Origin of the sequence: Microbacterium sp. Marseille-Q6648 (assembly GCF_943181415.1) — a bacterium.
Lineage (GTDB): Bacteria > Actinomycetota > Actinomycetes > Actinomycetales > Microbacteriaceae > Microbacterium.
Genome location: NZ_CALPBZ010000001.1, coordinates 269,879 through 292,410, shown reverse-complemented (window position 1 = coordinate 292,410; position 22,532 = coordinate 269,879). Strand labels below are relative to the sequence as shown.

Below are 22,532 nucleotides of genomic sequence, written 5' to 3'. Positions count from 1 at the left end.
TCTCTTTCGTCTTGTCACCGTGTCGTCAGGACTGGCCGCGGCGCTCCCGCAGCTGCGTCAGCGCGTCCCCGAGAAGGGTTTCGGCCTCTTCATCGGTACGACGCTCCTTCACGTACGCGAGGTGCGTCTTGTACGGCTCGGTCTTGGCGACCGCCGGCGGATTCGCCTTGTCGCGCCCGGCGGGAAGGCCGGAGTGCGGCGAGTCGATGGTGTCGGGGATCTCGTCTTCGGGGATGCCGGCCGCGAAGTAGCGGACGGTCTCGTTGCCCAGCGCGTCCCAGTACGAGATCGCGATGCGGTCCGCGTGGAATCCGTGATCCTGCTCGCCCATCGGGCCGGCCCCGACGCGGGTGCCGCGGATCGCATTGCCTCCGGTTGCCATCAGAGTCCCTGGAATTTCGTGATCAGGCCGAGGGAGACGATCGCGACGAACCACACCAGTGCGAGCACGATGGTGAAACGGTTGAGGTTGCGCTCGGCGAGCCCGGACGAGCCGAGGGACGAGGTCATGCCGCCGCCGAACATGTCGGACAGGCCGCCACCGCGCCCCTTGTGGAGGAGGATGAGGAGGGTCAGCAGGAGACTCGTGATGCCCAGGAGCACCTGCAGGACGAACTCGAGGATCTGCACAGTCGTTGAAGCCTTTCGCAGCGATCCCGTCGGATCGCACAAGGGTCGAGTATACCGGGGAGCGTCAGACGCCGACGTGCTTCTGATACCGGACGATCGCGGCGAACTCGTCCACGACCAGGCTGGCTCCGCCCACGAGGGCTCCGTCGACGTCGGGTTCGCGCATGAAGCTGGCGATGTTCGCCGACTTCACCGACCCGCCGTAGAGAACGCGGGTGCGCGCGGCCGCCTCGTCGCCGAGCGACCCCGCGATGACAGCGCGGAGCTTCGCGCACACCTCCTGCGCCTGATCGGGCGTCGCAGCCTGACCGGAGCCGATCGCCCAGACGGGCTCGTAGGCCACGACGATGTCGGCATCCGCCGAGAGCCCTTCCAGCGCCACCTCGAGCTGTCCGACGGGCACGGCGCTGGCGCCGTGCTTCTCGAGGTCCTCGGCGGTCTCGCCCACGCAGATCACGGGAACGAGACCGTGCTTGAGGGCGGCCTTCGTCTTCGCCGCCACGACATCGTCGGTCTCGGCGTGGTATTGACGGCGCTCCGAGTGTCCGATGATGACGTACCGGCAGTCGAGCTTGGCCAGGAACGCGCCCGAGATCTCGCCCGTGAACGCCCCCGAATCCTGCGTGGACAGATCCTGGGCGCCGAGGGCGAACGGGATCTTGTCGGCATCGAGCAGCGTCTGGACGGTTCGCAGATCGGTGTACGGCGGGAAGACCGCCACCTCGACCGAGCCGTCCTCGTGCTTGGCGTCCTTCAGCGTCCAGTGCAGCTTCTGGACGAACGCGACCGCCTGCAGGTGGTCGAGGTTCATCTTCCAGTTGCCTGCGATGAGCGGGGTGCGGCTTGCTACTGCCATCCGAGGACCTCCAGTCCGGGGAGCTTCTTTCCTTCGAGGAACTCGAGGCTCGCGCCCCCACCCGTCGAGATGTGTCCGAACGCGTCGTCGGTGAAGCCGAGCTGGCGGACGGCCGCGGCCGAATCACCGCCGCCGACCACGCTGAGACCGTCCACCTCGGTGAGGGCCTTCGCGACGGCCTTGGTGCCGGCGGCGAACGGCGCGAGTTCGAACACGCCCATCGGGCCGTTCCAGAACACCGTCTTGGAGTCCCGGACGAGATCGGCGAACCGGGTCGCCGTGTCGGGACCGATGTCGAGGCCGAGGCCCGACGCTCCGAACGGTGTGTCTTCGATGCGATCGGCCGGGGTCACGACGTGTTCCGCGTCCGCACCGAACTTCGACGCCACGACGATGTCGGTGGGGAGCACGAGCTCGACTCCGGACTCGTCGGCGCGGCGCATGTAGTCGCGCACGGTGTCGAGCTGATCGGCTTCGAGCAGGCTGGATCCCACCTTGTGCCCCTGGGCCGCCAGGAAGGTGAAGAGCATGCCGCCGCCGATCAGCAGGCGGTCGACGCGCGGCAGCAGGTGCGAGATGACACCGAGCTTGTCGCTGACCTTCGAGCCGCCCAGCACCACCGTGTAGGGGCGCTCGGGCTTCTCGGTGAGCCGGTCCAGGACCTCCAGTTCGGCGGCGATGAGGAGCCCGGCGGACGACGGCAGAAGCTCTGCCAGCTCGAAGACCGACGCCTGCTTGCGGTGCACCACGCCGAACCCGTCGGAGACGAGAGCGTCCCCGAGTCCGGCGAGCTGCTCGGCGAACCCACGGCGCTCGTCGTCATCCTTCGAGGTCTCGCTTGGGTGGAACCGGAGGTTCTCGACCACCGCGACGTCGCCGTCCTCGAGCGCCGCGACGGCCTCGTGGGCGGATTCGCCGACCGTGTCGCGCGCGAACGCGACGGGCTTGCCCAGCAGCTCCGAGAGCCGCTGGGCCACGGGCGCGAGGCTGTACTTCGCGTCGGGAGCGCCGTCGGGGCGACCGAGGTGCGAGCACACCACGAGACGGGCACCCTGGTTGATCAGGGCATTGAGGGTGGGGAGCGACGCGCGCACGCGGCCGTCATCCGTGATGACCCCGTCCTTGAGCGGGACGTTGAGGTCACAACGGACGACGACGCGCTTGCCTGCGAGCGAACCCAGCGAGTCGAGGGTGCGCAGAGCCATCTCGGAGCTCAGAGCTTGCCGGCGACGTACTCGGTGAGGTCGACGAGGCGGTTGGAGTAGCCCCACTCGTTGTCGTACCAGGCCGAGACCTTGACGAGGTTCCCGCTCACGTTGGTGAGCTCCGCGTCGAAGATCGACGAGTGCGGGTTGCCCTGGATGTCGCTGGAGACGATCGGGTCCTCGGTGTACTGCAGGTAGCCGGCGAGGCGGCCGTCGGCGGCGGCGGCCTTGTAGGCCTCGTTCACCTGGTCGACGGTGAGTCCCTCGGTCGGCGTGATGATCGTCAGGTCGACGATGGAGCCGGTGGGGACGGGAACGCGGTAGGACGAGCCGCTCAGCTTGCCGTTGAGCTCGGGCAGGACCAGGCCGATCGCCTTGGCCGCGCCGGTCGAGGCGGGGACGATGTTGATCGCGGCACCGCGGGCGCGACGCAGATCGCCGTGCGGCCCGTCCTGGAGGTTCTGGTCGGCGGTGTACGCGTGTGCGGTCATCATGAAGCCGCGCTCGATGCCGAAGGCGTCGTTGAAGACCTTGGCCAGGGGCGCCAGGCAGTTGGTGGTGCACGAGGCGTTCGAGATGATGACGTCGTTCTCGGGGTCGTAGTCGCCCTCGTTCACGCCCATCACGACGGTGACGTCGTCACCGGTCGCGGGTGCCGAGATGAGGACCTTCTTGGCGCCGCCCGCGACGTGCTTCTTGGCGTCCTCGGCCTTGGTGAAGCGGCCGGTGGACTCGATGACGATGTCCACGCCCAGCTCGCCCCAGGGCAGGTTGGCGGGGTCGCGCTCTTCGAAGACCTTGATGGTCTTGTCGCCGACGGTGATCGAGTCGGCCGTGTACGAGACGTCCTCGGCGAGCACGCCGCCGACCGAGTCGTACTTGAGGAGGTGGGCGAGGGTCTTGTTGTCGGTGAGGTCGTTCACCGCCACGATGTCGAGGTCCGCACCCTGCGCGAGAGCCGCGCGAAGGTAGTTGCGTCCGATTCGGCCGAAGCCGTTGATGCCGATCTTGACAGCCACGGAGTTTCTCCTGAGTGTGTCGTGCGCGAGTGCGCGGTTTAGTGCGGTTCAGACGATGGACGACGGCGTCCCGGCGGGCGTACCCGCCGGGACGCCGCGCCGGTTATGACAGTACCAGCAGGCCCGAGGCCTTCTCGCGGGCCACCGCGAAGCGCTGCTGGACGTTGGACCAGTCGGCGATGTTCCAGACCGCCTTGACGTAGTCCGCCTTGACGTTGAGGTAGTCGAGGTAGAACGCGTGCTCCCACATGTCCAGCTGGAACACGGGGATCGTGCCCTGCGCCGTGTTGGACTGCTGGTCGAACAGCTGCTGGATGATCAGCTGCTCGCCGATCGGGTCCCAGCTGAGCACGGCCCAGCCCGAGCCCTGGATGCCGGTCGCGGCGGCGGTGAAATGCGCCTGGAACTTGTCGAAGCCGCCGAAGAACTCGTCGATGGCGGCGCGCAGCTCACCCTCGGGCTCGCCGCCGCCCTCGGGCGACAGGTTGGTCCAGAAGATGGAGTGGTTGACGTGGCCGCCGAGGTTGAAGGCCAGATCCTTCTCGAGCTTGTTGACGTTCGCGAGGTTGCCGGTCTCACGGGCCTCGGCGAGCTGCTCCAGGGCGGTGTTGGCCCCGGTCACGTACGCCTGGTGGTGCTTGGAGTGGTGGAGCTCCATGATCTTGCCGCTGATGTGCGGCTCCAGCGCGGCATAGTCGTAGGGGAGGTCGGGCAACGTGTACTTCGCCATGTTCTCTTCTTCCTGTCGGCGCTGCGCCGAAGCCTCGGCGCAGCGAGGGGACGACTGTCATCCTACTGATGGGCAACGCCGGCGAGTGGGGCTTGCTTCCCGATGTGACGACCGGGAAGAATGCCGCCGTCGCACCCCGGGTGCTACTCCTCGATGCCCGCAGGCACGGCGGACTCGGTGCCGGGGATGCCGTCGGCTTCGGCCTTCTTGTCGGCCATGGCCAGCAGCCGTCGGATGCGGCCCGCGACGGCATCCTTGGTCAGCGGCGGGTCGGCGTGGTGACCCAGTTCGTCCAGGCTCGCGTCGCGATGGGCCAGCCGCAGCGTGCCTGCTTCGCGGAGATGGTCCGGCACGTCCTCGCCCAGGATCTCGAGAGCACGCTCGACCCGCGCGCAGGCTGCGACGGCCGCCTGCGCCGACCGGCGCAGGTTGGCGTCGTCGAAGTTGACCAGGCGATTGACGCCGGCTCGCACCTCGCGCCGCTGGCGCATCTGATCCCAGTCGGACGCCGCCCGTTCGGCCCCCATCGTCGCCAGCGCCGCCCGGATGGCCTCGCCTTCGCGGACCACGACGCGGGGGATGCCGCGGACCTCCCGCGCCTTCGCGGGGATGCCGACGCGGTGCCCCGCGCCGACGAGCGCCATGGCGGCCTCGGATGACGGGCAGGTGATCTCGAGAGCGGCCGAGCGGCCGGGCTCGCTCAGCGAACCCGCGGCCAGGAACGCTCCTCGCCACACTGCCGCCAGGTCGCCGCGGGACCCGGTCGTGAGCTTGTTCGGCAGGCCGCGAACCGGGCGCCGACGCTGATCGAGGAGGCCGGTCTGGCGCGCGAGCGTCTCACCGCCCTCGATGACCCGCACGGCGTAATGACCGGCGCTTCGACCTCCGGAGCCCTGCACGTGCACCAGTTCGGGACGCACACCGTAGATCTCCAGCAGCTCGCGGGCGACCCGGCGCGCCAGCACATCGGAGTCCAGCTCGGCCTCGACGGCGACGCGGTTGGCGATCGAGTGCAGGCCCCCCGAGAATCGCAGCAGCGCCGTGAGCTCGGCCACCCGTGCGGTGGGTCGCGGATCGCGCACGGCGATGAGCTCGGCTTTGACGTCGGCGGTCAGCGACACGGGTCTCCTCTGGGTCGGGAACGATCGTCCAGCCTACCCGCGCGGGGCGGCGGGCACCGATCCGGTCACTCGCGACCGAGGTCGCGATGCTTCACCTTGACCGCGACGCCGGGGACCGAGGACAGCCGCTCGGCGAGCTCCCGGGTCATCACCACCGAGCGATGCTTGCCCCCGGTGCATCCCACGGCGACCACGGAGTGGCGCTTGTTCTCGCGCTGGTAGCCCTCGAGCACCGGGCGCAGCGCCGCCGCGTACGCGTCGACGAACTCGGTCGCTCCGCGCTGGGCGAGAACGTAGTCCCGGACTTCGGCGTCCTCGCCGGTCTGCGCGCGAAGGGCGTCGTTCCAGAACGGGTTGGGCAGGAAGCGCATGTCGGCGACCAGATCCGCGTCCGGCGGCAGTCCGTACTTGAAGCCGAAGCTGACCACCGTGAGGGTGTGCCGGGCATCGGTCTCATCGGCGAAGAGGTCCACGATGCGCGAGGCGAGCTGATGGATGTTGAACTGCGACGTGTCGATGATGACGTCGGCGTCCTCCCGGACCACCGCCAGTCGCTCGCGCTCCTGCACGATGCCGTCCAGCAGCGTCCCGTCGCCTTGCAGCGGGTGCGGCCTGCGAACCGCCTCGAAGCGGCGGACCAGCACGTCGTCCGCGGCGTCGAGGAAGAGCACGCGCAGCTTCGATCGCTCACGGAGGGCCTGCACGGCCCGGGGCAGCTCCGAGAAGAGATCGCGACCCCGAACGTCCACGACCACGGCGATGCGTGGCAGCGACTCCCCCGCGAGGCCCGTGAGATCGAGGAGCGGACGCAGCATCTGCGGCGGCAGGTTGTCGACGACGTACCAGTCGAGGTCCTCGAGGGCGTTGGCCGCTGTCGAGCGGCCGGCACCGGACATCCCCGTCACGATCAGGATCTCGCCCGGTTCCCGGCGTTCTCCGTCGGTCATGACCACCCCCGTCGTCGGACCCAGCCTAGCCGCTCGCCAGATGCGCGTGCACCGCGGCGGCGAGCTTGGGCCCCACGCCGGGCAGCGCCTCGATCTCGTCCGGACTCGCGTTCTTGAGCGCGGCGACCGAACCGAAATGCCGCAGGAGCGCGCGGATGCGCGCCTCCCCCAGCCCGGGCACCTCGGCCAGCACGCTCTGGATGTCGCGCTTGCGCTTGCGGCGCTGGTGCGTGATGGCGAAGCGGTGGGCTTCGTCGCGCAGCCGCTGCAGCAGGTAGAGCGCTTCGGAGGTGCGGGGCAGGATCACCGGATAGTCCTCCCCCGGCAGCCAGACTTCTTCGAGCCGCTTCGCGATGCCGCAGAGGGCGAGCTCCTCGTGACCGGCGTCGCGCAGCGCACGCGCCGCCGCCTCCACCTGCGGGCGCCCGCCGTCGACGACGAGCAGCTGCGGGCGGTACGCGAACCTCGGCTTGCGACGTTCGGTCACCACGGGCGCGTCCGCATCGAGCACGGCGTCCGGCTCGGGCCGCTCGTCGGCCTCGTCGGGGCGGTCGAGGTAGGCCAGGCGGCGCATCAGCACCTGGTGCAGGGAGTCCGTGTCGTCCGTCGTCTCGGCGACCGAGAACGATCGGTACTGGTCCTTTCGCGGCAGCCCGTCCTCGAAGACCACCATCGAAGCCACGACGTTGGTCCCGCCGAGGTGCGACACGTCGAAGCATTCGATGCGCAGCGGCGCCTCGTCGAGCCCGAGGGCGGACTGAAGATCGGTCAGAGCCTGGGACCGCGCGACGTAATCGCTCGTTCGCCGGGTCTTGTGCAGCATCAGCGCCTGCTGGGCGTTGAGCGTCGCCGTCTTCATGAGGTCCGCCTTGCGCCCCCGCTGAGCGACCTGGATCGTGACGTTGCGCCCGCGACGCTCGCGCAGCCACTGCTCGAGCTCTCCGGCGTCATCGGGCATCGTCGGGACGAGCACCTGCCGGGGGATGTCGGCGGGGGCCGCGTCGCCGTAGGTGCGCTGGAGGATCTGATCGACCAGATCGGCGCCCGTGATGTCGAGCTCCTTCTCGATCGTGGTCGCCCGCACACCGCGGACGCGACCACCGCGGACGACGAAGTGCTGGACCGCGGCGGCCAGCTCATCCTCGGCGATGCCGAACAGGTCGGCGTCGGTGTCGGGGGCCAGCACCAGCGCGCTCTTGCCGAGCACGGCTTCGATGGCCTGCAGCTTGTCACGGTACGAGGCGGCCGCCTCGTAGTCCATGGCCGCGGAGGCCTCGCGCATGCGCGCGGAGAGCTCGCGGGCGAACCGCTGATCGCCGCCGGACATGAAGGCGACGAAGTCGTCGACGATCGCTCGGTGCTCCTCGATCGTCACCCGCATCGAGCACGGCCCACCGCAGCGGCCGATCTGACCGGGGAAGCACGGTCGACCGGTCGCCATGGCCTTCTTGTACGACGAGTCGCTGCAGGTGCGGATCGGGAAGACCTTGATCAACAGGTCGATGGTGTCGTGCACGGCCCACACCTTCGGATACGGCCCGAAGTACTTCGCACCGCGGATCCTGCCGTTGCGCGTCACGATCACGCGGGGCGCTTCGTCGCCGAGGGTCACCGCCATGAAGGGGTAGGACTTGTCGTCGCGGTAGCGGACGTTGAACGGCGGATCGAACTCCTTGATCCACTGGTACTCCAGCTGCAGCGAGTCCACGTCCGTCGCCACGACCGTCCACTCCACGGACGCGGCGGACAGCACCATGCGGCGCGTCCGCTCGTGGAGCGTGCGGAGGGGCGCGAAGTAGTTGGAGAGGCGGGCGCGGAGGTTCTTCGCCTTGCCGACGTAGAGCACCCGGCCGCTCGCGTCGCGGAACCGGTACACGCCGGGGTTGGTGGGGATCTCCCCCGCCTTCGGCTTGTACGGGAGCTGGTCTGCCATCGCGGTGGGGCGCCTAGCCGGCCTTGCGACGCTGCTGCGCGGCGCCGAGGATCTCGGCGAGGAACGCACCGGTGTGGCTGCGCTCGACGCGGGCGACCTGCTCGGGAGTGCCCGTCGCGACGATCTCGCCGCCGCCGGAGCCCCCTTCTGGTCCGAGATCGATGATCCAGTCAGCCGACTTGATGACATCGAGGTTGTGCTCGATGACGATCACGGTGTTCCCCTTGTCGACCAGTCCGTTGAGCACCTCGAGCAGGCGCTGCACGTCCTCGAAGTGCAGCCCGGTGGTCGGCTCGTCGAGCACGTACACGCTGCGGCCGTTGGATCGGCGCTGCAGTTCCGTGGCGAGCTTGACCCGCTGGGCCTCTCCACCCGACAGCGTGGTCGCGGACTGGCCGAGGCGCACGTAGCCGAGCCCGACGTCCACGAGGGTCTTGAGATACCGGTGGATCGCCTGGATCGGCTCGAAGAACTCGGCGGCCTCGGCGATCGGCATCTCGAGCACCTCGGCGATGTTCTTGCCCTTGTAGTGCACGGCGAGCGTGTCGCGGTTGTACCGCTTGCCGTGGCACACCTCGCAGTCGACGTACACGTCGGGAAGGAAGTTCATCTCGATCTTGATCGTGCCGTCTCCCGAGCACGCCTCGCAGCGCCCGCCCTTGACGTTGAAGCTGAAGCGCCCGGGCTGGTAGCCCCGCGCCTTGGCCTCGGGGGTCTCGCTGAACAGTGTGCGCACCCGATCGAACACGCCGGTGTACGTCGCCGGGTTGGAGCGAGGGGTGCGTCCGATCGGAGCCTGATCGACGTGCACGACCTTGTCGAGGTTGTCGAGCCCGGTGACGCGCGTGTGCTTGCCGGCGACCCGTCGGGCACCGTTGAGGCGAGTGGCCAGCACTTCGTAGAGGATGCCGTTGACCAGCGACGACTTGCCCGAACCGCTCACGCCGGTCACGGCCGTGAGGACGCCCAGCGGGAAGTCCGCGGTGACGTTCTTCAGGTTGTTCTCGCGCGCGCCGACCACGGAGATCTGCCGCTTCTTGTCGATGCGTCGACGCTTCGCCGGAGTGGGGATCTCGCGTCGTCCCGCCAGGTAGTCGCCCGTGATCGAGCCGCTGTCGGCGAGCATCTGGTCGAGGGGGCCCGAGTGAACGACGTTGCCGCCCTCGACGCCGGCCCGCGGTCCGATGTCCACGATCCAGTCGGCCGCGTGGATGGTCTCTTCGTCGTGCTCGACGACGATAAGGGTATTGCCGAGGTCGCGGAGTTTCACGAGCGTCTCGATGAGCCGGCGGTTGTCGCGCTGGTGGAGTCCGATCGACGGTTCGTCGAGGACGTAGAGGACGCCGGTCAGACCCGAGCCGATCTGCGTGGCCAGGCGGATGCGCTGCGCCTCGCCGCCCGACAGCGATCCCGCGGAGCGACTGAGGCTGAGGTAGTTGAGACCCACCTGGATGAGGAAGTCCAGACGCGCGCGGATCTCGCGGAGCACGGCGGCGGCGATCTTCGCCTCGCGGTCGGTGAGCTGCAGCTTCGCGAAGTAGTCCTGCGCTTCGGCGAGGCTCAGCCGGGACGCGTCGGCGATCGAGTGTCCGTGGACCTGAACGGCGAGGACCTCGGGCTTCAGCCTCGCGCCGTCGCAGACCGGGCACGGCACCTCGCGGAGGTACTCCGCCCAGCGCTGTCGCTGGGTGTCGGACTCGGCCTGCAGGTACTGCCGCTCGATGTAGGGGACGACTCCCTCGAAGCCCGAGGCGTATCGCATCTCGCGCCCGTAGCGGTTGCGCCACTTGACGGTGACCTTGTAGTTCTCCCCGCGCAGCACCGCCTCGCGGACGTCGGAGTGCAGCTTCTTCCAGGGCGTGTCGAGCGAGAAGTCCAGGTCGCGTGCCAGTCCTTCGAGCAGCCGCTCGTAGTACTGGAAGAGGCCCTTGCCCTGCGTGGTCCACGGCAGGAGAACACCCTCGCGGATCGACAGCTCCTCGTCGCCCAGCATGAGCTCGACGTCGACGGACATGCGGGTGCCGAGGCCGGAACAGGCGGGGCAGGCGCCGAACGGCGCGTTGAACGAGAAGGTGCGCGGCTCGATCTCGGTCAGCTGCAGGGGGTGCCCGTTGGGGCACGCGAGCTTCTCGGAGAAGGACTGCCACGCGTCGTCGCCCTCCTCGTCGACGAAGTTCACCTGCATGACCCCGCCGGCCAGGCCCAGCGCCGTCTCGACGGAGTCGGTGATGCGGCCGAGGATGTCGGAACTGGCGACCAGGCGGTCGACGACGACGGCGATGTCGTGCTTGTAGCTCTTCTTCAGTGCGGGCGGCTCGGCGAGCTGCACGAGCTCTCCGTCCACGACGGCGCGGGCATAGCCCTTGGCGGAGAGCTCCTTGAAGAGGTCGACGAACTCGCCCTTCTTCTGCGTGACCACCGGCGCGACGATCTGGTAGCGCGTGCGCTCGGGGAGCTCCATCAGCTGATCGGCGATCTGCTGCACGGTCTGGCGCTGAATCACCTCGCCGCACTCGGGGCAGTGGGGCACGCCGATGCGCGCCCACAGCAGACGCATGTAGTCGTGGATCTCGGTGATGGTGCCCACCGTCGAGCGCGGGTTGCGGTTGGTCGACTTCTGGTCGATCGACACCGCGGGGCTGAGCCCTTCGATGAAGTCGACGTCGGGGCGATCGACCTGACCCAGGAACTGGCGCGCGTAGGCGCTCAGCGACTCGACGTAGCGGCGCTGCCCCTCGGCGAAGATCGTGTCGAACGCCAGCGACGACTTTCCCGACCCGGACAGGCCCGTGAACACGACGAGGGAGTCGCGCGGGATGTCGAGATCGACGTTCTTCAGATTGTGGACGCGTGCGCCGCGGACACTGAGCTTTCCGCTCGTGTGGGCGTGCGTGGAGACGGGGACGATGGGCACCCGTCAAGTGTAGGCGGGGCCTCCGACACGGGCTCCGGGGTTCGTTTGCGGCGAAACGGCGGGCGCCTACGCGTGGCCGGCGCGCTCCATCGCTCGGAGCTCCTTCTTGAGATCCTGGACCTCGTCGCGCAGCCGTGCCGCGAGCTCGAACTTCAATTCCGCCGCGGCCGACAGCATCTGATTGCTGAGGTCGGCGATGGTGGACTCGAGCTGCTCGGCGCCCTCGGCTGCGATGCCCTCGCGGCGCAGCTGCGGGGTCGGCGACTTGCCCTTGCCCGACTTCGCACGGGCGGCATCCTTCTTCGACAGCATCGCCGCCGTGTCGGATGCCTCACGGGCGAGCACCTCGGTGATGTCGGCGATCCGCTTGCGCAGCGGCTGCGGGTCGATGCCGTTGGCGAGGTTGTAGGCGACCTGCTTCTCGCGCCGGCGATCGGTCTCGTCGATCGCATTGCGCATCGAGTCGGTCATCTTGTCGGCGTACATGTGCACCTGGCCGGACACGTTCCGCGCCGCGCGCCCGATGGTCTGGATGAGGGACGTGCCCGAACGGAGGAATCCCTCCTTGTCGGCGTCGAGGATCGACACCAGGGAGACCTCGGGCAGGTCGAGCCCCTCGCGCAGCAGGTTGATGCCCACCAGGACGTCGTAGACGCCCGCGCGCAGCTCGGTGAGCAGCTCCACGCGCCGGAGGGTGTCGACGTCGGAGTGCAGGTACCGCACCCGGACGCCGTGCTCGCCGAGGAAGTCGGTGAGCTCCTCTGCCATCTTCTTCGTCAGCGTCGTCACGAGCACGCGCTCGTCCCGATCGGCGCGGATGCGGATCTCTTCGAGCAGATCGTCGATCTGTCCCTTGGACGGCTTGACGATGATCTCGGGGTCGACCAGCCCGGTCGGACGGATGATCTGCTCGACGACGCCGTCGGCGATGCCCATCTCGTACCGGCCGGGGGTCGCCGACAGATACACGGTCTGCCCCACGCGATTCTTGAACTCGTCCCAGCGCAGCGGTCGGTTGTCCATCGCGCTGGGCAGCCGGAAGCCGTGCTCCACCAGTGTCCGCTTGCGCGACGCGTCGCCCTCGTACATGGCGCCGATCTGCGGCACCGTGACATGGGACTCGTCGATCACCATGAGGAAGTCGTCGGGGAAGAAGTCCAGCAGGGTGTGCGGCGGCTCGCCCGGCATCCGCCCGTCGAGGTGCCGGGAGTAGTTCTCGATGCCCGAGCAGAAGCCCAGCTGCTGCAGCATCTCGAGGTCGAAGGTGGTGCGCATCCGCAGTCGCTGCGCTTCGAGCAGCTTGTTCTGCGACTCGAGCTCCTTCAATCGCTCCTCGAGCTCGTGCTCGATCGTGCCGATGGCCCGCTGCACCGTCTCGGTGCCCGCGGCGTAGTGCGTCGCGGGGAAGATCGGGACCGAATCGAGTTTCTGCACGACGTCACCGGTGAGGGGATGCAGCATGTACAGGGCCTCGATCTCGTCGCCGAACAGCTCGATGCGGATGGCGTACTCCTCGTAGACCGGGATGATCTCGATGGTGTCGCCCCGGACGCGGAAGTTGCCCCGCGAGAAGTCGACGTCGTTGCGGTTGTACTGCATCGCGATGAACTTGCGGATGAGCGCGTCACGGTCGTACCGCTCCCCCACCTGGAGCGCCACCATGGCGCGCAGGTACTCCTCGGGGGACCCGAGACCGTAGATGCACGACACCGTGCTCACCACGATGACGTCGCGTCGCGAGAGCAGCGAGTTCGTCGTGGAGTGGCGGAGACGCTCGACCTCGGCGTTGATCGAGGAGTCCTTCTCGATGAAGGTGTCCGTCTGCGGGACATACGCCTCGGGCTGGTAGTAGTCGTAGTACGACACGAAGTACTCGACGGCGTTGTGCGGCATCAGCTCGCGGAATTCGTTGGCCAGCTGCGCGGCGAGGGTCTTGTTGTGCGCGAGCACGAGGGTGGGGCGCTGGACGGCCTCGACCAGCCACGCCGTCGTCGCGGACTTTCCGGTGCCGGTCGCGCCGAGGAGGACCACGTCGGTCTCACCGGCGTTGATGCGCGCGGACAGCTCGGCGATCGCCTGTGGCTGGTCGCCGGAGGGCTGGTACTCGCTGACGACCTCGAAGGGCCGGACGGATCGGGTGGTCTGCACCCTTCAAGCGTAGGCGCGGGCGCCGACACCGGCGCCCGCGCGGGCACCGACGGGCGCCGACCTGCCGCTCAGGCGAACCCGCCGCCCCCGTCGAACCCGCCCATGCCGCCGTCGAACCCACCGCTGAAGCCGCCGTCGAATCCGCCGCCGACGGAACCGTCGAACCCGGCCGCCCCCGCGTCGAACGTCTCGCCGACCCAGCCGGGCTCGTCCGACAGATGCAGCGAGCCGGCTCCGGCCGTGAAGTACAGCGCCACCGCGCTGGTCATGACGAACTGGTGGGCGATCAGGGCCATCGCCCCCGTGGTCAGGAGGATCGCGCGGGAGTCGACAGCGTCCCTCGGGTCGGCGGACAGCGCGGTCAGCACTCCGTTGCCCTGATCGGCGCCGTCCTGATCGGTGCCCTGGGCGCGGCGCGCCCGATGCTCTTCGGCCCGCCTCATCAGCCGCGCCAGCACGATCGGATCGTCGGATGCGGCATCCCGCTCGGATTCGGCCATGAACGGCCGCAGCTGCTCGAACAGCTCGCGGCGGCGCTCCGGCGGGAGATCCTTGAACGCCGACGCGTGAGCACTCTCGATGACCGACGCGGGAAGAGTGTTGAGCAGATAGACGTAGCGGGCCATCCGCTCCTCGTCGGTGAGCGCGGCGTACGGACGCCGCCGCCGGCGGAACCTGTCCAGCATCCCCATGCGGCACCTCCTCGTGGCACCTCCAGGGTACGCCCGGCATGCGGGCGCGGGGCCGGCGCCGTCAGTCTGCCGCGCGCCGATGCGCGATGTGCTCAGGCAGCGAATCCCACATCCGGTCCACCTGGCGTTCGGTGTCGGCGAGCGACCCGGTCGTGTTGATGACGACGTCCGCCACCTGCAACCGGGCTTCGTCCGACACCTGTGCGTCGATCCGCGCCGCCGCCTCCCGCTCGCTCATGCCCCGCAGCGACACCAGGCGCTCGCGGCGCACGTCGGCCGGGGCGTGGGCGACCACCACCAGGTCCCACGGATCGTCCACCCGCGCCTCGACGAGGAGGGGCACGTCGTAGACGACGACCGCATCGGGGGCCGACGCCAGCGTCTCGGCGAAGCGCCGACCCGACTCGGCGCGCACCGCCGGATGCACTATCGCGTTGAGACGCTCCACTGCGGCGTCGTCGCCGAAGACGCGCGCGCCCAGCGCGGCGCGATCGAGCGACCCGTCGGACCGGATGACGTCCGCGCCGAACGCGGTCGCGATCTCATCGAGCACGGGCGATCCCGGATGCTGCACCTCGCGGACGATCTCGTCGGCGTCGACCACCACGGCACCGTGGTGGGCGAGACGGCGGGCGATGGTCGATTTGCCCGAGGCGATTCCCCCGGTAAGTGCGACGAGCGGCATCCGTCGATGATGGCACGGGCCCACCGCGAAGCGCGCCCAAGCTTTGGGAGGTGCTGAGGTGGGCTTGAGCCGACGCTGAGCAAGCGGCGGTAGCGTCGGCACACGCCGAGAGAACCGGACCCGTTGAGACGGCGTTCCTGGGGAGGACGAAGTGATCGACCACCACGACACCGTGTCGTCGGTCGATGACGGCATCCGTGGTGGACGACCCGAACGTCCACGGCAGTTCCTTTTCTCGCGCTGCGGTGCGGTGGCGATCGTGGGGGCGATCGCCACCGGCACACGCATCTTCCGATGAGCCACCGAGCTCGTCCCTTCGAAGCGGCGTTCTGGGATATCCTGACCGACGTCCACTCGCCGGCCGAAGAAGCGCCGGCATCGGGGGGTGCATCGGTGGAGGAGTCCCGCGTCGCGGTCGTCATCGAGGACGAGGCCGACATCCGCGGCCTGCTGTCCACCGTGCTCTCGCAGGCAGGTTTCACCGTCCACGGTGCCGCCAACGGCGCGGACGGCATCGACCTCGTGCGCACCCACCAGCCGCTCGTGACCACGCTCGACGTGAACATGCCGGGGATGGACGGGTTCGAGACCGCAAAGCGCATCCGCCTCATCAGCGGAACGTACATCGTCATGCTCAGCGCCCGCACCGAAGAGATCGACGCCCTGCAGGGGCTCGAGGCGGGAGCCGACGACTACGTCGCCAAGCCCTTCCGGCCGCGGGAGCTGCGGGCTCGCATCGACGCGATGCTCCGGCGCCCCCGGCACCACGTCCTCGCGGCGACCGACGCCGACGCCGACGCCGGACGCGTCGTGCCCGAGGAGAACGGGTGGGTCGAGCATCGCGGGCTGCGGGTCAACCCGCAGATGCGCATCGCGACGGTCGAGGGCCGCGATCTGGATCTGACGCGCAGCGAGTTCGACATCCTGGCCGACCTGCTCGGCTCGGGCCGGCGGGTGCGCGCCAAGTCTGAACTGGCGCTCATGCTGCGGGGCGAGGCGTTCACCGGCACCGAGTTCGTCAGCGACAGCGACGCACGCGCGATCGAGGTGCACATGGCGAACCTGCGCCGCAAGCTCGGCGAGTCGCCTGCCACGCCACGGTGGATCGAAACGGTCCGCGGGGTCGGCTACCGACTCACCGCCGCCTGAGCATCCTCTTCGCCGTCGGGCTCGCCGAGCAGCACCGCCGCGTCGACGCTCGCTGCCGCTCGGGCGGCGGTCGCGCGGGCCACGTCGATGAGCTCGGCCACGTCGTATCCGACCGTGCTGCTCAGCGCGATGCCCACGCCCACGACGGGGATGACTCCCCCGGCCACCTCGCCCAGCGCATCGATGAGTCCGCGGTAGATGTCTCCACCGCGGGACTCGGCCTGCCGCGCCGAGCCCATGATCGCCCCGACGAGCATGCCCGCGGCCGCGTCGTCGCCGACGAGGGCGTCGGACGGCGCCCACCGGCGCACGCCCGCCCGCCACGTCTCGCTGACATCGCGCGCCACCTCGCTGCCGAATGCGGTCGAGATCTCGTCGAGGTCGGCGATCCGCACCGCGATGACGCCCACCAGCTCCGCCTTCGGCTGCGCGCGCCCCACCAGGGCGGTGAAGGCCGCCGGGAAGGCGTCGTCCGCGAGGATCCCGTCCCCTGAGGGCTCCGCCGGCGCCGCACTGAGGTAGCCGCGCATCGGGGCGCGCCCCGCGCGGAGGACCGACGCGACCACGACCGCGACGATCGTGAGGACGACGGTCAGGAAGCTGGTCTGCACGGTGCCGAAGGCGTTCTGGAAGAGCGGACTGTCGGGGCCGGAGGTGACGAACGCGGTCGTGCGCGAGACGTAGTACAGGGCCTGGACGGCTAGTACCGCGCCGAGCACCCACGCGGTGCGCGATTCCCGCAGCGCGCCGCGGTAGCACTCGACGGCGCCCACCGCCGCGAAGCCCAGTAGCGGCACGAACATCCACAGCGCGCCCGCCCAGGGATCGCCCGATCCGCCCTCCACCGCCGCCGAGACGGCCGCACCGCCGACGCCCGCCGTCACCAGGAGGCACGCCCACAGCATCCGTCGCCCGTTGAATCGCCGACAGCCCAGCCACATGCACCCCGTTGCGGCGACGAACGCGCCGTTGCCGGCCGCGACCGCCCACCACGCGTGCGGGCTCTGCGTCCAGATGAGGTACGCGAGCGTGGTGAGCATGCCGGCCAGGAACGCGAGCGTCCAGATCCGGCCGGCGCCCTCGTCCCGGCGCAGCAGGGTCTCGACGATGAAGACGATGCCCGAGACGTTCACCACGAGTGCGGTCACCACCAGCACGCTGTACATGTCGAACATCACTGCACTCCCCCGTCGTTGCGTTCGCGTGCGGCAGGCAGCTTGACGATGAACGTGGAGCCCAGACCCACGGTGCTGTGGAGGGCGATCTCGCCGCCGTGCGCGCGCACCAGGTCGCGGGTGATCGCCAGCCCGAGGCCGGTGCCGGAGCCCGCTCGCGCGCCGGCCCGGTAATAACGCTGGAACAGTCGGGAGCGATCGGCCTCGCTGATACCGGGCCCCGTGTCGCGGACGAGGATCCAGGTCGCACGACCATCCGTCGTCGTGCCGAGGTGGATCGAGCCGCCCGCGCGGTTGTAGGCGATCGCGTTGGCGACGAGGTTGTCGACCACCTGCCGCAGGCGCAGCGGGTCGGCACGGACGGGCGCGCTTTCGAGCCCCGACAGATCGACCGTCACCGCGCGCGCCCGGGCACGCGGAAGCGCAGCCTCCGCCGCGGCTCTCACCAGCTCGGCGGCGTCCAGTTCACGCGGCGACAGGGAGGCCTCGATCGTCGACGAGGACGAACTGGATGCCGCGAGGATGTCGGCGACGATGCCGAGAAGCCGCTCGGCGTTGCGCTCGGCGATGTCCAGGTCCGAGCGCACCGCCTCGGGGACGTCGGGATTCTCGATCGCCAGATCCAGGTAGCCGAGGATCGACGTCAGGGGTGTCCGAAGCTCGTGCGAGACCGAGGCCACGAGGTCGTCGCGCGCGCGGAGCGCGGACAGCTCGGCGGTGACGTCGCGCGAGACCAGCACCGCGCCGAGGTCGGCGCCGCCCGTCCCGGTCAGCCGCCGCACCGTCATCGACAGCGCCTGGCGGGGCTCTCCCGGCTGCCCGAACCACACCACGGCGCCGTCGAACGCTTCGCCGCGCAGGGCTCTCGCGAGCGGGGTCTCATCGCGCGGCAGCGGGGTGACGCCGTCGTCGCGGAACATCGGGATCTCGGCGTCCTCGTCGTCCCACCTCGCGATCTGCTGCAACTGCGCGTGCGCCTCGTTCGTGATGGCGACCTCGCCCGCCGGACCGATCCGGACGACGCCGAAGTCGAGCGCGTCGAGGACCTCGGTGACCTCCTGCTCCTGGCGGCGCGTACGCGCCAGCACCCGCCGCAGCAGCACCGACTGCTTGGCGAGAAGGACGCGCTGCGCCTCGGTGCGACGGGTGTTGAGGTAGCTCGTCGCCGCGCCCGCGACCAGCACGAGCGGCAGGAGGAAAGTCGAGAAGGTCTCATCGCCGCGGTCGGCCGGAAGCAGCAGAGCGGTGATGCCGGCGATCGACACCGCCACGGCGAACAGCCCGAGGAGCCCGAAGCTGCCCGCCAGCCAGGTGATCGGGAACACCCACAGAAGACCCAGGGCCGAACCCGGCGCCGACAGCTGGAGAAGCCCGATGGCGATGATATCCACGGCGGGGATGACGGCCACCCACCCGAAACGCAGTCGATTCCAGGGCACCACGAGTGTCGCGCCGGTGAGGACGAAGACGACCACCACGCCGAGGAAGAACAGCGCCCCGTCCCCGCTGAACGGCCCCACCGCGACGAACGCGGCGAGCACGAACACCACACCTGCCAGAAGCAGCTGGTTGAGGGTCGCCGCGCGCTCCTGGGTCTGATCCGAGAAGTCCCGCCCGCCCCACAGACCGTGGAGGCGGGCCCGCACGGCACCCGTGTGCGGCGGACCGGGCATGGCGGCGGTCATACCGTGACGCTAATGGATGCCGGGGTCCGGACGCACATAGAGTGAAGGTGTGCTCGAGATCCTGACCGGTACCGGCCTCGCGGCGGCGGCGGGCCTCAATGCGTGGATGCCGCTGTTCGTCCTCGGATTGGCAGACCGCCTGCTGCCGGCGGTCCAGCTGCCCGCGGCGTGGTCCTGGCTGTCGAGCGACCTGGCGCTGTGGATCACCGGCATCCTGCTGGTCGTCGAGATGATCGCCGACAAGGTGCCGGCGGTGGACTCCGTCAACGACATCATCCAGACGGTGATCCGCCCTGCGGCGGGCGGCGTCGTGTTCGGGGCCGGAGCAGGCGCCCAGACGGTACGGGTGGACGACCCCGCGTCACTGTTCGCCGATGCCGGCTGGGTGCCCATCGTCGTCGGCGTGCTCATCGCCCTGGTCGTGCATGTGGTGAAGGCCGCGGCCCGCCCGGTGGCCAATGTCGCGACGGCGGGCGTCGCCGCGCCGGTCGTGAGCAGTGTCGAGGATGTCGCCGCCTTCGCCCTGACGGCGCTCGCCATCTTCTTCCCCGTCCTCGTGGTCGTGGCGCTGGTCGGGCTGGTGGTCGGAGCGGTCGCGCTCATCCGCCTGGGCCGCCGGCGCAGGAGCGCGGCGTCGACGACCCCGGCGTGAGTCAGAACCCGAAGTCCCCCACGTCGCCGAAGCCACCGGCGTCCGCAGCGCCCGCATCGCCCCACCCGCCGTCGCCCCAGCCACCGGCGTCGCCGGACGCGTCGGCGCCGCCCGCGGAGGGGTCGTCGGCTCCGGCATCCGCTGATCCGGCATCCTCGGCACCGGACCCGCCGTCGGCGAAGGCGGGAGCCAGGAACGCCCCGACCAGCGCCGAGCCGATGACGTAGCCGGCCACCGTCCCGAGAAGCGACGATCCGACCATGGCGCCGAACGAGGGTCCGCCCTGGGGGCCATCCCTGCGGGGTCCGAGGGTGCGCTCCATGAAACCCGGGTTCATGTACTCCGCGCGGGTGGCCGCGCGCGCCATGGACTGCGGATCACTCGATCGCGGCTGCTCGGCTGCGGGAAGTCCCGCCGACAGCTCCGCCAGCACCTGCTGCCGCTGGGGCTCGGTCAGCTTGCCGAACGCTTCGGCGTGCACCTGCTCGATCGTCTCGGGCGGCGCGGTCCGCAAGAGGTAGCGATAGCGTTCGATCGCCGCCTCATCCTCGCTCTGCGGGGGCTGCGTCGACACGGGCTGCGCACCCCCTTGCGGGTGGCGTGGGGCGTTCTGCGGCACCGGCGGCGGGGTGCGCTCCGGCTCGGTGCCGAACAGTCGGTCCAGGAATCCCATGATGCCTCCTCGAGTGCTGAGATCGCTCACGTTAGGGCTGACGCCTATGAGCATGCTGACACCTCGCCCTCGTTCCGCAGAGCATCAGCCGCGAAGTGTCAGCCGCGGAGGGCCAGCGCTTCGCTGCACCAGCGGGCGTATCGCTCCCACGGGTCGGGTTCGCCGGCGCGCACGATCTCGAGATGCGCACGCAGCGCCTCTGACAGCCGGAACCACTCCGTACGGTCCCACCTGTCCTCGGCGAACTGCTCGTGCCGACGGCGCTCCAGACGGCGGTCGCCACGCTCGAACGCCAGCAGCTCGTCGTGCCGGATGGCGGACAGCCGCGCCGCCGGACGCGCGGACGTGCCGATCTTCACGCGATCGTCGAAGCGCAGGTAGTAGACCACGTCCACCCGCGGGGGCGGAAGCTCGTCGTCGACGGTGTCGCCGAGGCGCCACTCGCACACCCCGCAGGTCCACCCCGATCGATGCCGCACGCCCCAGCGGCATCCGCACAGCCGGCACGGCGCGGGGAGCACATCGGTGACGCCGTATTCGTCGTCCACCCATTCGGCCGCCGCGGCGAGATGCCCCCGGCACAGGCGCACCGGCGCGTCCGGCCGCACGGGACCCCGGCATCCGTCATCGGCGACGAGGCACGCGGATCCGGTGGTCACGGGGGCGACACTACGCCGCACCTCCGACACTCCCCCGGGAACGCGGAACGGGCCGCCACCCGAAGGTGACGGCCCGTTGCGTGTGGATCAGCGACCCGAGAGCTTCTCGCGCAGAGCGGCGAGGGCCTCGTCGTCGGCGAGGGTGCCGACCGGGCCGCTCTCCGAAGCGAAGGACGGAGCGGCCTCTTCGGGAGCGTTGGCCTCGGCCTCCATGGCCTTGACCACGGCAGCCTTGTGGGCCTCCCAGCGAGCCTGGGCGGCAGCGTACTCCTGCTCCCACTTCTCGCGCTGCTCGTCGAAGCCTTCCTTCCACTGGTTGGTCTCGGAGTCGAAGCCCTCGGGGTACTTGTACTCCCCGTTCTCGTCGTACTCCGTGACCATGCCGTAGAGCGCCGGGTCGAACTCGGTGCCAAAGGGGTCGACCGACTCGTTCGCCTGCTTCAGCGACAGCGAGATGCGGCGACGCTCGAGGTCGATGTCGATGATCTTGACGAAGACCTCTTCGCCGACCGACACGACCTGCTCGGCGAGCTCGACGTGCTTGCCCGACAGCTCCGAGATGTGCACGAGGCCCTCGATGCCGTCTGCGACGCGGACGAACGCACCGAACGGAACCAGCTTGGTGACCTTGCCCGGAGCGATCTGTCCGATCGCGTGGGTGCGGGCGAAGACCTGCCAGGGGTCCTCCTGCGTGGCCTTGAGCGACAGCGAGACGCGCTCGCGGTCCAGGTCGACCTCGAGGATCTCGACGGTGACCTCCTGGCCGACCTCGACGACCTCGGACGCGTGCTCGATGTGCTTCCACGACAGCTCCGAGACGTGGACGAGACCGTCGACGCCACCGAGGTCGACGAACGCACCGAAGTTGACGATCGACGAGACCGTGCCCTTGCGGACCTGGCCCTTGTGGAGGTTGTTGAGGAAGTTGGAGCGCGACTCGGACTGGGTCTGCTCGAGCAGGGCCCGGCGCGACAGCACCACGTTGTTGCGGTTCTTGTCGAGCTCGAGGATCTTCGCCTCGATCTCCTGGCCGAGGTACGGCGTGAGGTCGCGGACCCGACGCAGCTCGATGAGCGAGGCGGGCAGGAAGCCGCGGAGCCCGATGTCGACGATGAGGCCGCCCTTGACGACCTCGATCACCTGACCGGTGACGACACCGTCGTTCTCCTTGATCTTCTCGACGTCGCCCCAGGCGCGCTCGTACTGGGCGCGCTTCTTCGACAGGATGAGGCGGCCTTCCTTGTCCTCCTTCTGGAGAACCAGGGCCTCGACCTCGTCGCCGACCTTGACGACCTCGTTCGGGTCGACGTCGTGCTTGATCGAGAGCTCGCGCGAGGGGATGACGCCCTCGGTCTTGTACCCGACGTCGAGGAGGACCTCGTCGCGGTCGATCTTCACCACGGTGCCTTCGATGAGGTCGCCGTCGTTGAAGAACTTCAGGGTCTTCTCGACCGCGGCCAGGAAGTCCTCAGCAGATCCGATGTCGTTGATCGCGACCTGCTTGGTGGCCGGGGCGGTCGTTGCGGTAGTCATGTAGTGGGTTGTCCTTGTGGTTGGTTGTCTCGGGCTCCGACACGCGGTCGTGCCGATTCCGATCGCGGAGCGAGCGGAGGCACGGATGCGGCCGAAGCGAAGCGGATTGTTCGTGCGATGTCACCT

At 69.4% G+C, this 22,532-nt stretch carries 21 protein-coding genes; 3 read left to right on the top strand and 18 right to left on the bottom strand.

Annotated features, from left to right (window positions below):
* Positions 1 to 25 precede the first annotated feature (25 nt).
* The 13 genes from NFR93_RS01370 to coaE form a co-directional block, all read right to left on the bottom strand.
* Positions 26 to 382, bottom strand: a complete 357-nt coding sequence (locus NFR93_RS01370; protein WP_251449541.1) for an RNA polymerase-binding protein RbpA — start codon at positions 380 to 382, stop codon at positions 26 to 28.
* Entirely contained in the window at positions 382 to 630 is a 249-nt protein-coding gene (secG, locus tag NFR93_RS01365; RefSeq protein WP_251449540.1) for a preprotein translocase subunit SecG, read from the bottom strand. The genes NFR93_RS01370 and secG overlap by 1 nt, the downstream gene beginning before the upstream one ends.
* A 64-nt stretch (positions 631 to 694) precedes the next feature.
* Positions 695 to 1,486, bottom strand: coding sequence for a triose-phosphate isomerase (gene tpiA, locus NFR93_RS01360; RefSeq protein ID WP_251449539.1), 792 nt, complete (start codon positions 1,484 to 1,486; stop codon positions 695 to 697).
* Positions 1,477 to 2,691 (bottom strand): phosphoglycerate kinase, encoded by a 1,215-nt coding sequence (locus tag NFR93_RS01355; RefSeq protein ID WP_251449538.1) that lies wholly within the window; start codon positions 2,689 to 2,691, stop codon positions 1,477 to 1,479. Before NFR93_RS01355 ends, tpiA begins: the two co-directional genes overlap by 10 nt.
* Before the next feature lie 8 nt (positions 2,692 to 2,699).
* Complete coding sequence (gene gap / locus NFR93_RS01350; RefSeq protein WP_251449537.1) at positions 2,700 to 3,710, bottom strand: type I glyceraldehyde-3-phosphate dehydrogenase; 1,011 nt, start codon at positions 3,708 to 3,710, stop codon at positions 2,700 to 2,702.
* 103 nt (positions 3,711 to 3,813) lie between these two features.
* Entirely contained in the window at positions 3,814 to 4,440 is a 627-nt protein-coding gene (locus NFR93_RS01345) for a superoxide dismutase (RefSeq protein ID WP_251449536.1), read from the bottom strand.
* 143 nt (positions 4,441 to 4,583) lie between these two features.
* Complete coding sequence (whiA, locus tag NFR93_RS01340; protein WP_251449535.1) at positions 4,584 to 5,561, bottom strand: DNA-binding protein WhiA; 978 nt, start codon at positions 5,559 to 5,561, stop codon at positions 4,584 to 4,586.
* A gap of 65 nt (positions 5,562 to 5,626) precedes the next feature.
* Positions 5,627 to 6,508: an RNase adapter RapZ gene (rapZ, locus tag NFR93_RS01335; protein ID WP_251449534.1), complete on the bottom strand. Its 882-nt coding sequence runs from the start codon at positions 6,506 to 6,508 to the stop codon at positions 5,627 to 5,629.
* Between the two features lie 25 nt (positions 6,509 to 6,533).
* On the bottom strand, positions 6,534 to 8,441 hold the full coding sequence (uvrC, locus tag NFR93_RS01330) for an excinuclease ABC subunit UvrC (RefSeq protein ID WP_251449533.1): 1,908 nt from the start codon (positions 8,439 to 8,441) through the stop codon (positions 6,534 to 6,536).
* A gap of 13 nt (positions 8,442 to 8,454) precedes the next feature.
* Entirely contained in the window at positions 8,455 to 11,355 is a 2,901-nt protein-coding gene (gene uvrA, locus NFR93_RS01325) for an excinuclease ABC subunit UvrA (RefSeq protein WP_251449532.1), read from the bottom strand.
* A gap of 66 nt (positions 11,356 to 11,421) precedes the next feature.
* The gene (gene uvrB / locus NFR93_RS01320) at positions 11,422 to 13,503 is read right to left on the bottom strand and encodes an excinuclease ABC subunit UvrB (RefSeq protein WP_251449531.1); all 2,082 of its coding nucleotides are present in this window, start codon (positions 13,501 to 13,503) and stop codon (positions 11,422 to 11,424) included.
* A 68-nt stretch (positions 13,504 to 13,571) separates the two neighbouring features.
* Positions 13,572 to 14,195: a hypothetical protein gene (locus NFR93_RS01315; protein ID WP_251449530.1), complete on the bottom strand. Its 624-nt coding sequence runs from the start codon at positions 14,193 to 14,195 to the stop codon at positions 13,572 to 13,574.
* Positions 14,196 to 14,256: 61 nt separating this feature from the next.
* A complete protein-coding gene (gene coaE, locus NFR93_RS01310) occupies positions 14,257 to 14,880 on the bottom strand; it encodes a dephospho-CoA kinase (protein ID WP_251449529.1) in 624 nt (207 codons plus the stop codon).
* A gap of 151 nt (positions 14,881 to 15,031) precedes the next feature.
* Between coaE and NFR93_RS01305 the strand changes: the two genes are divergently transcribed.
* Together NFR93_RS01305 and NFR93_RS01300 are read left to right on the top strand one after the other, a co-directional pair.
* Complete coding sequence (locus NFR93_RS01305) at positions 15,032 to 15,178, top strand: hypothetical protein (RefSeq protein ID WP_251449528.1); 147 nt, start codon at positions 15,032 to 15,034, stop codon at positions 15,176 to 15,178.
* Positions 15,175 to 16,029 carry a response regulator transcription factor gene (locus NFR93_RS01300; protein ID WP_251449527.1) on the top strand — a complete coding sequence of 285 codons (855 nt, stop codon included), beginning with the start codon at positions 15,175 to 15,177 and terminating at the stop codon, positions 16,027 to 16,029. The genes NFR93_RS01305 and NFR93_RS01300 overlap by 4 nt, the downstream gene beginning before the upstream one ends.
* Here the strand turns inward: NFR93_RS01300 and NFR93_RS01295 are convergent.
* Both NFR93_RS01295 and NFR93_RS01290 read right to left on the bottom strand, forming a co-directional pair.
* Complete coding sequence (locus NFR93_RS01295) at positions 16,008 to 17,204, bottom strand: hypothetical protein (protein WP_251449526.1); 1,197 nt, start codon at positions 17,202 to 17,204, stop codon at positions 16,008 to 16,010. The genes NFR93_RS01300 and NFR93_RS01295 overlap by 22 nt on opposite strands.
* The gene (locus NFR93_RS01290; protein ID WP_251449525.1) at positions 17,204 to 18,889 is read right to left on the bottom strand and encodes a sensor histidine kinase; all 1,686 of its coding nucleotides are present in this window, start codon (positions 18,887 to 18,889) and stop codon (positions 17,204 to 17,206) included. Before NFR93_RS01290 ends, NFR93_RS01295 begins: the two co-directional genes overlap by 1 nt.
* Positions 18,890 to 18,938: 49 nt before the next feature.
* Here NFR93_RS01290 and NFR93_RS01285 point away from each other — a divergent pair, with 49 nt between their 5' ends.
* Positions 18,939 to 19,541: a DUF4126 domain-containing protein gene (locus tag NFR93_RS01285; RefSeq protein WP_251449524.1), complete on the top strand. Its 603-nt coding sequence runs from the start codon at positions 18,939 to 18,941 to the stop codon at positions 19,539 to 19,541.
* 1 nt (position 19,542) lies between these two features.
* Here the strand turns inward: NFR93_RS01285 and NFR93_RS01280 are convergent, their stop codons facing one another.
* The 3 genes from NFR93_RS01280 to rpsA all read right to left on the bottom strand — a co-directional run bounded on the left by NFR93_RS01280 (position 19,543) and on the right by rpsA (position 22,406).
* A complete protein-coding gene (locus NFR93_RS01280) occupies positions 19,543 to 20,214 on the bottom strand; it encodes a hypothetical protein (RefSeq protein WP_251449523.1) in 672 nt (223 codons plus the stop codon).
* A gap of 98 nt (positions 20,215 to 20,312) precedes the next feature.
* Positions 20,313 to 20,873 (bottom strand): GIY-YIG nuclease family protein, encoded by a 561-nt coding sequence (locus tag NFR93_RS01275; RefSeq protein ID WP_251449522.1) that lies wholly within the window; start codon positions 20,871 to 20,873, stop codon positions 20,313 to 20,315.
* A gap of 87 nt (positions 20,874 to 20,960) precedes the next feature.
* Positions 20,961 to 22,406, bottom strand: coding sequence for a 30S ribosomal protein S1 (rpsA, locus tag NFR93_RS01270; protein WP_251449521.1), 1,446 nt, complete (start codon positions 22,404 to 22,406; stop codon positions 20,961 to 20,963).
* Positions 22,407 to 22,532 lie beyond the last annotated feature (126 nt).

Bases quoted from the DNA above. Each gene is read 5' to 3' on its own strand.
- NFR93_RS01280 (WP_251449523.1), bottom strand. From the start codon at position 20,214: ATGGGATTCCTGGACCGACTGTTCGGCACCGAGCCGGAGCGCACCCCG.
- uvrC (WP_251449533.1), bottom strand. From the start codon at position 8,441: ATGGCAGACCAGCTCCCGTACAAGCCGAAGGCGGGGGAGATCCCCACC.
- NFR93_RS01290 (WP_251449525.1), bottom strand. From the start codon at position 18,889: ATGACCGCCGCCATGCCCGGTCCGCCGCACACGGGTGCCGTGCGGGCC.
- tpiA (WP_251449539.1), bottom strand. From the start codon at position 1,486: ATGGCAGTAGCAAGCCGCACCCCGCTCATCGCAGGCAACTGGAAGATG.
- NFR93_RS01345 (WP_251449536.1), bottom strand. From the start codon at position 4,440: ATGGCGAAGTACACGTTGCCCGACCTCCCCTACGACTATGCCGCGCTG.
- NFR93_RS01355 (WP_251449538.1), bottom strand. From the start codon at position 2,691: ATGGCTCTGCGCACCCTCGACTCGCTGGGTTCGCTCGCAGGCAAGCGC.
- NFR93_RS01300 (WP_251449527.1), top strand. From the start codon at position 15,175: ATGAGCCACCGAGCTCGTCCCTTCGAAGCGGCGTTCTGGGATATCCTG.
- rpsA (WP_251449521.1), bottom strand. From the start codon at position 22,406: ATGACTACCGCAACGACCGCCCCGGCCACCAAGCAGGTCGCGATCAAC.
- NFR93_RS01295 (WP_251449526.1), bottom strand. From the start codon at position 17,204: ATGTTCGACATGTACAGCGTGCTGGTGGTGACCGCACTCGTGGTGAAC.
- coaE (WP_251449529.1), bottom strand. From the start codon at position 14,880: ATGCCGCTCGTCGCACTTACCGGGGGAATCGCCTCGGGCAAATCGACC.
- rapZ (WP_251449534.1), bottom strand. From the start codon at position 6,508: ATGACCGACGGAGAACGCCGGGAACCGGGCGAGATCCTGATCGTGACG.
- NFR93_RS01315 (WP_251449530.1), bottom strand. From the start codon at position 14,195: ATGGGGATGCTGGACAGGTTCCGCCGGCGGCGGCGTCCGTACGCCGCG.
- NFR93_RS01370 (WP_251449541.1), bottom strand. From the start codon at position 382: ATGGCAACCGGAGGCAATGCGATCCGCGGCACCCGCGTCGGGGCCGGC.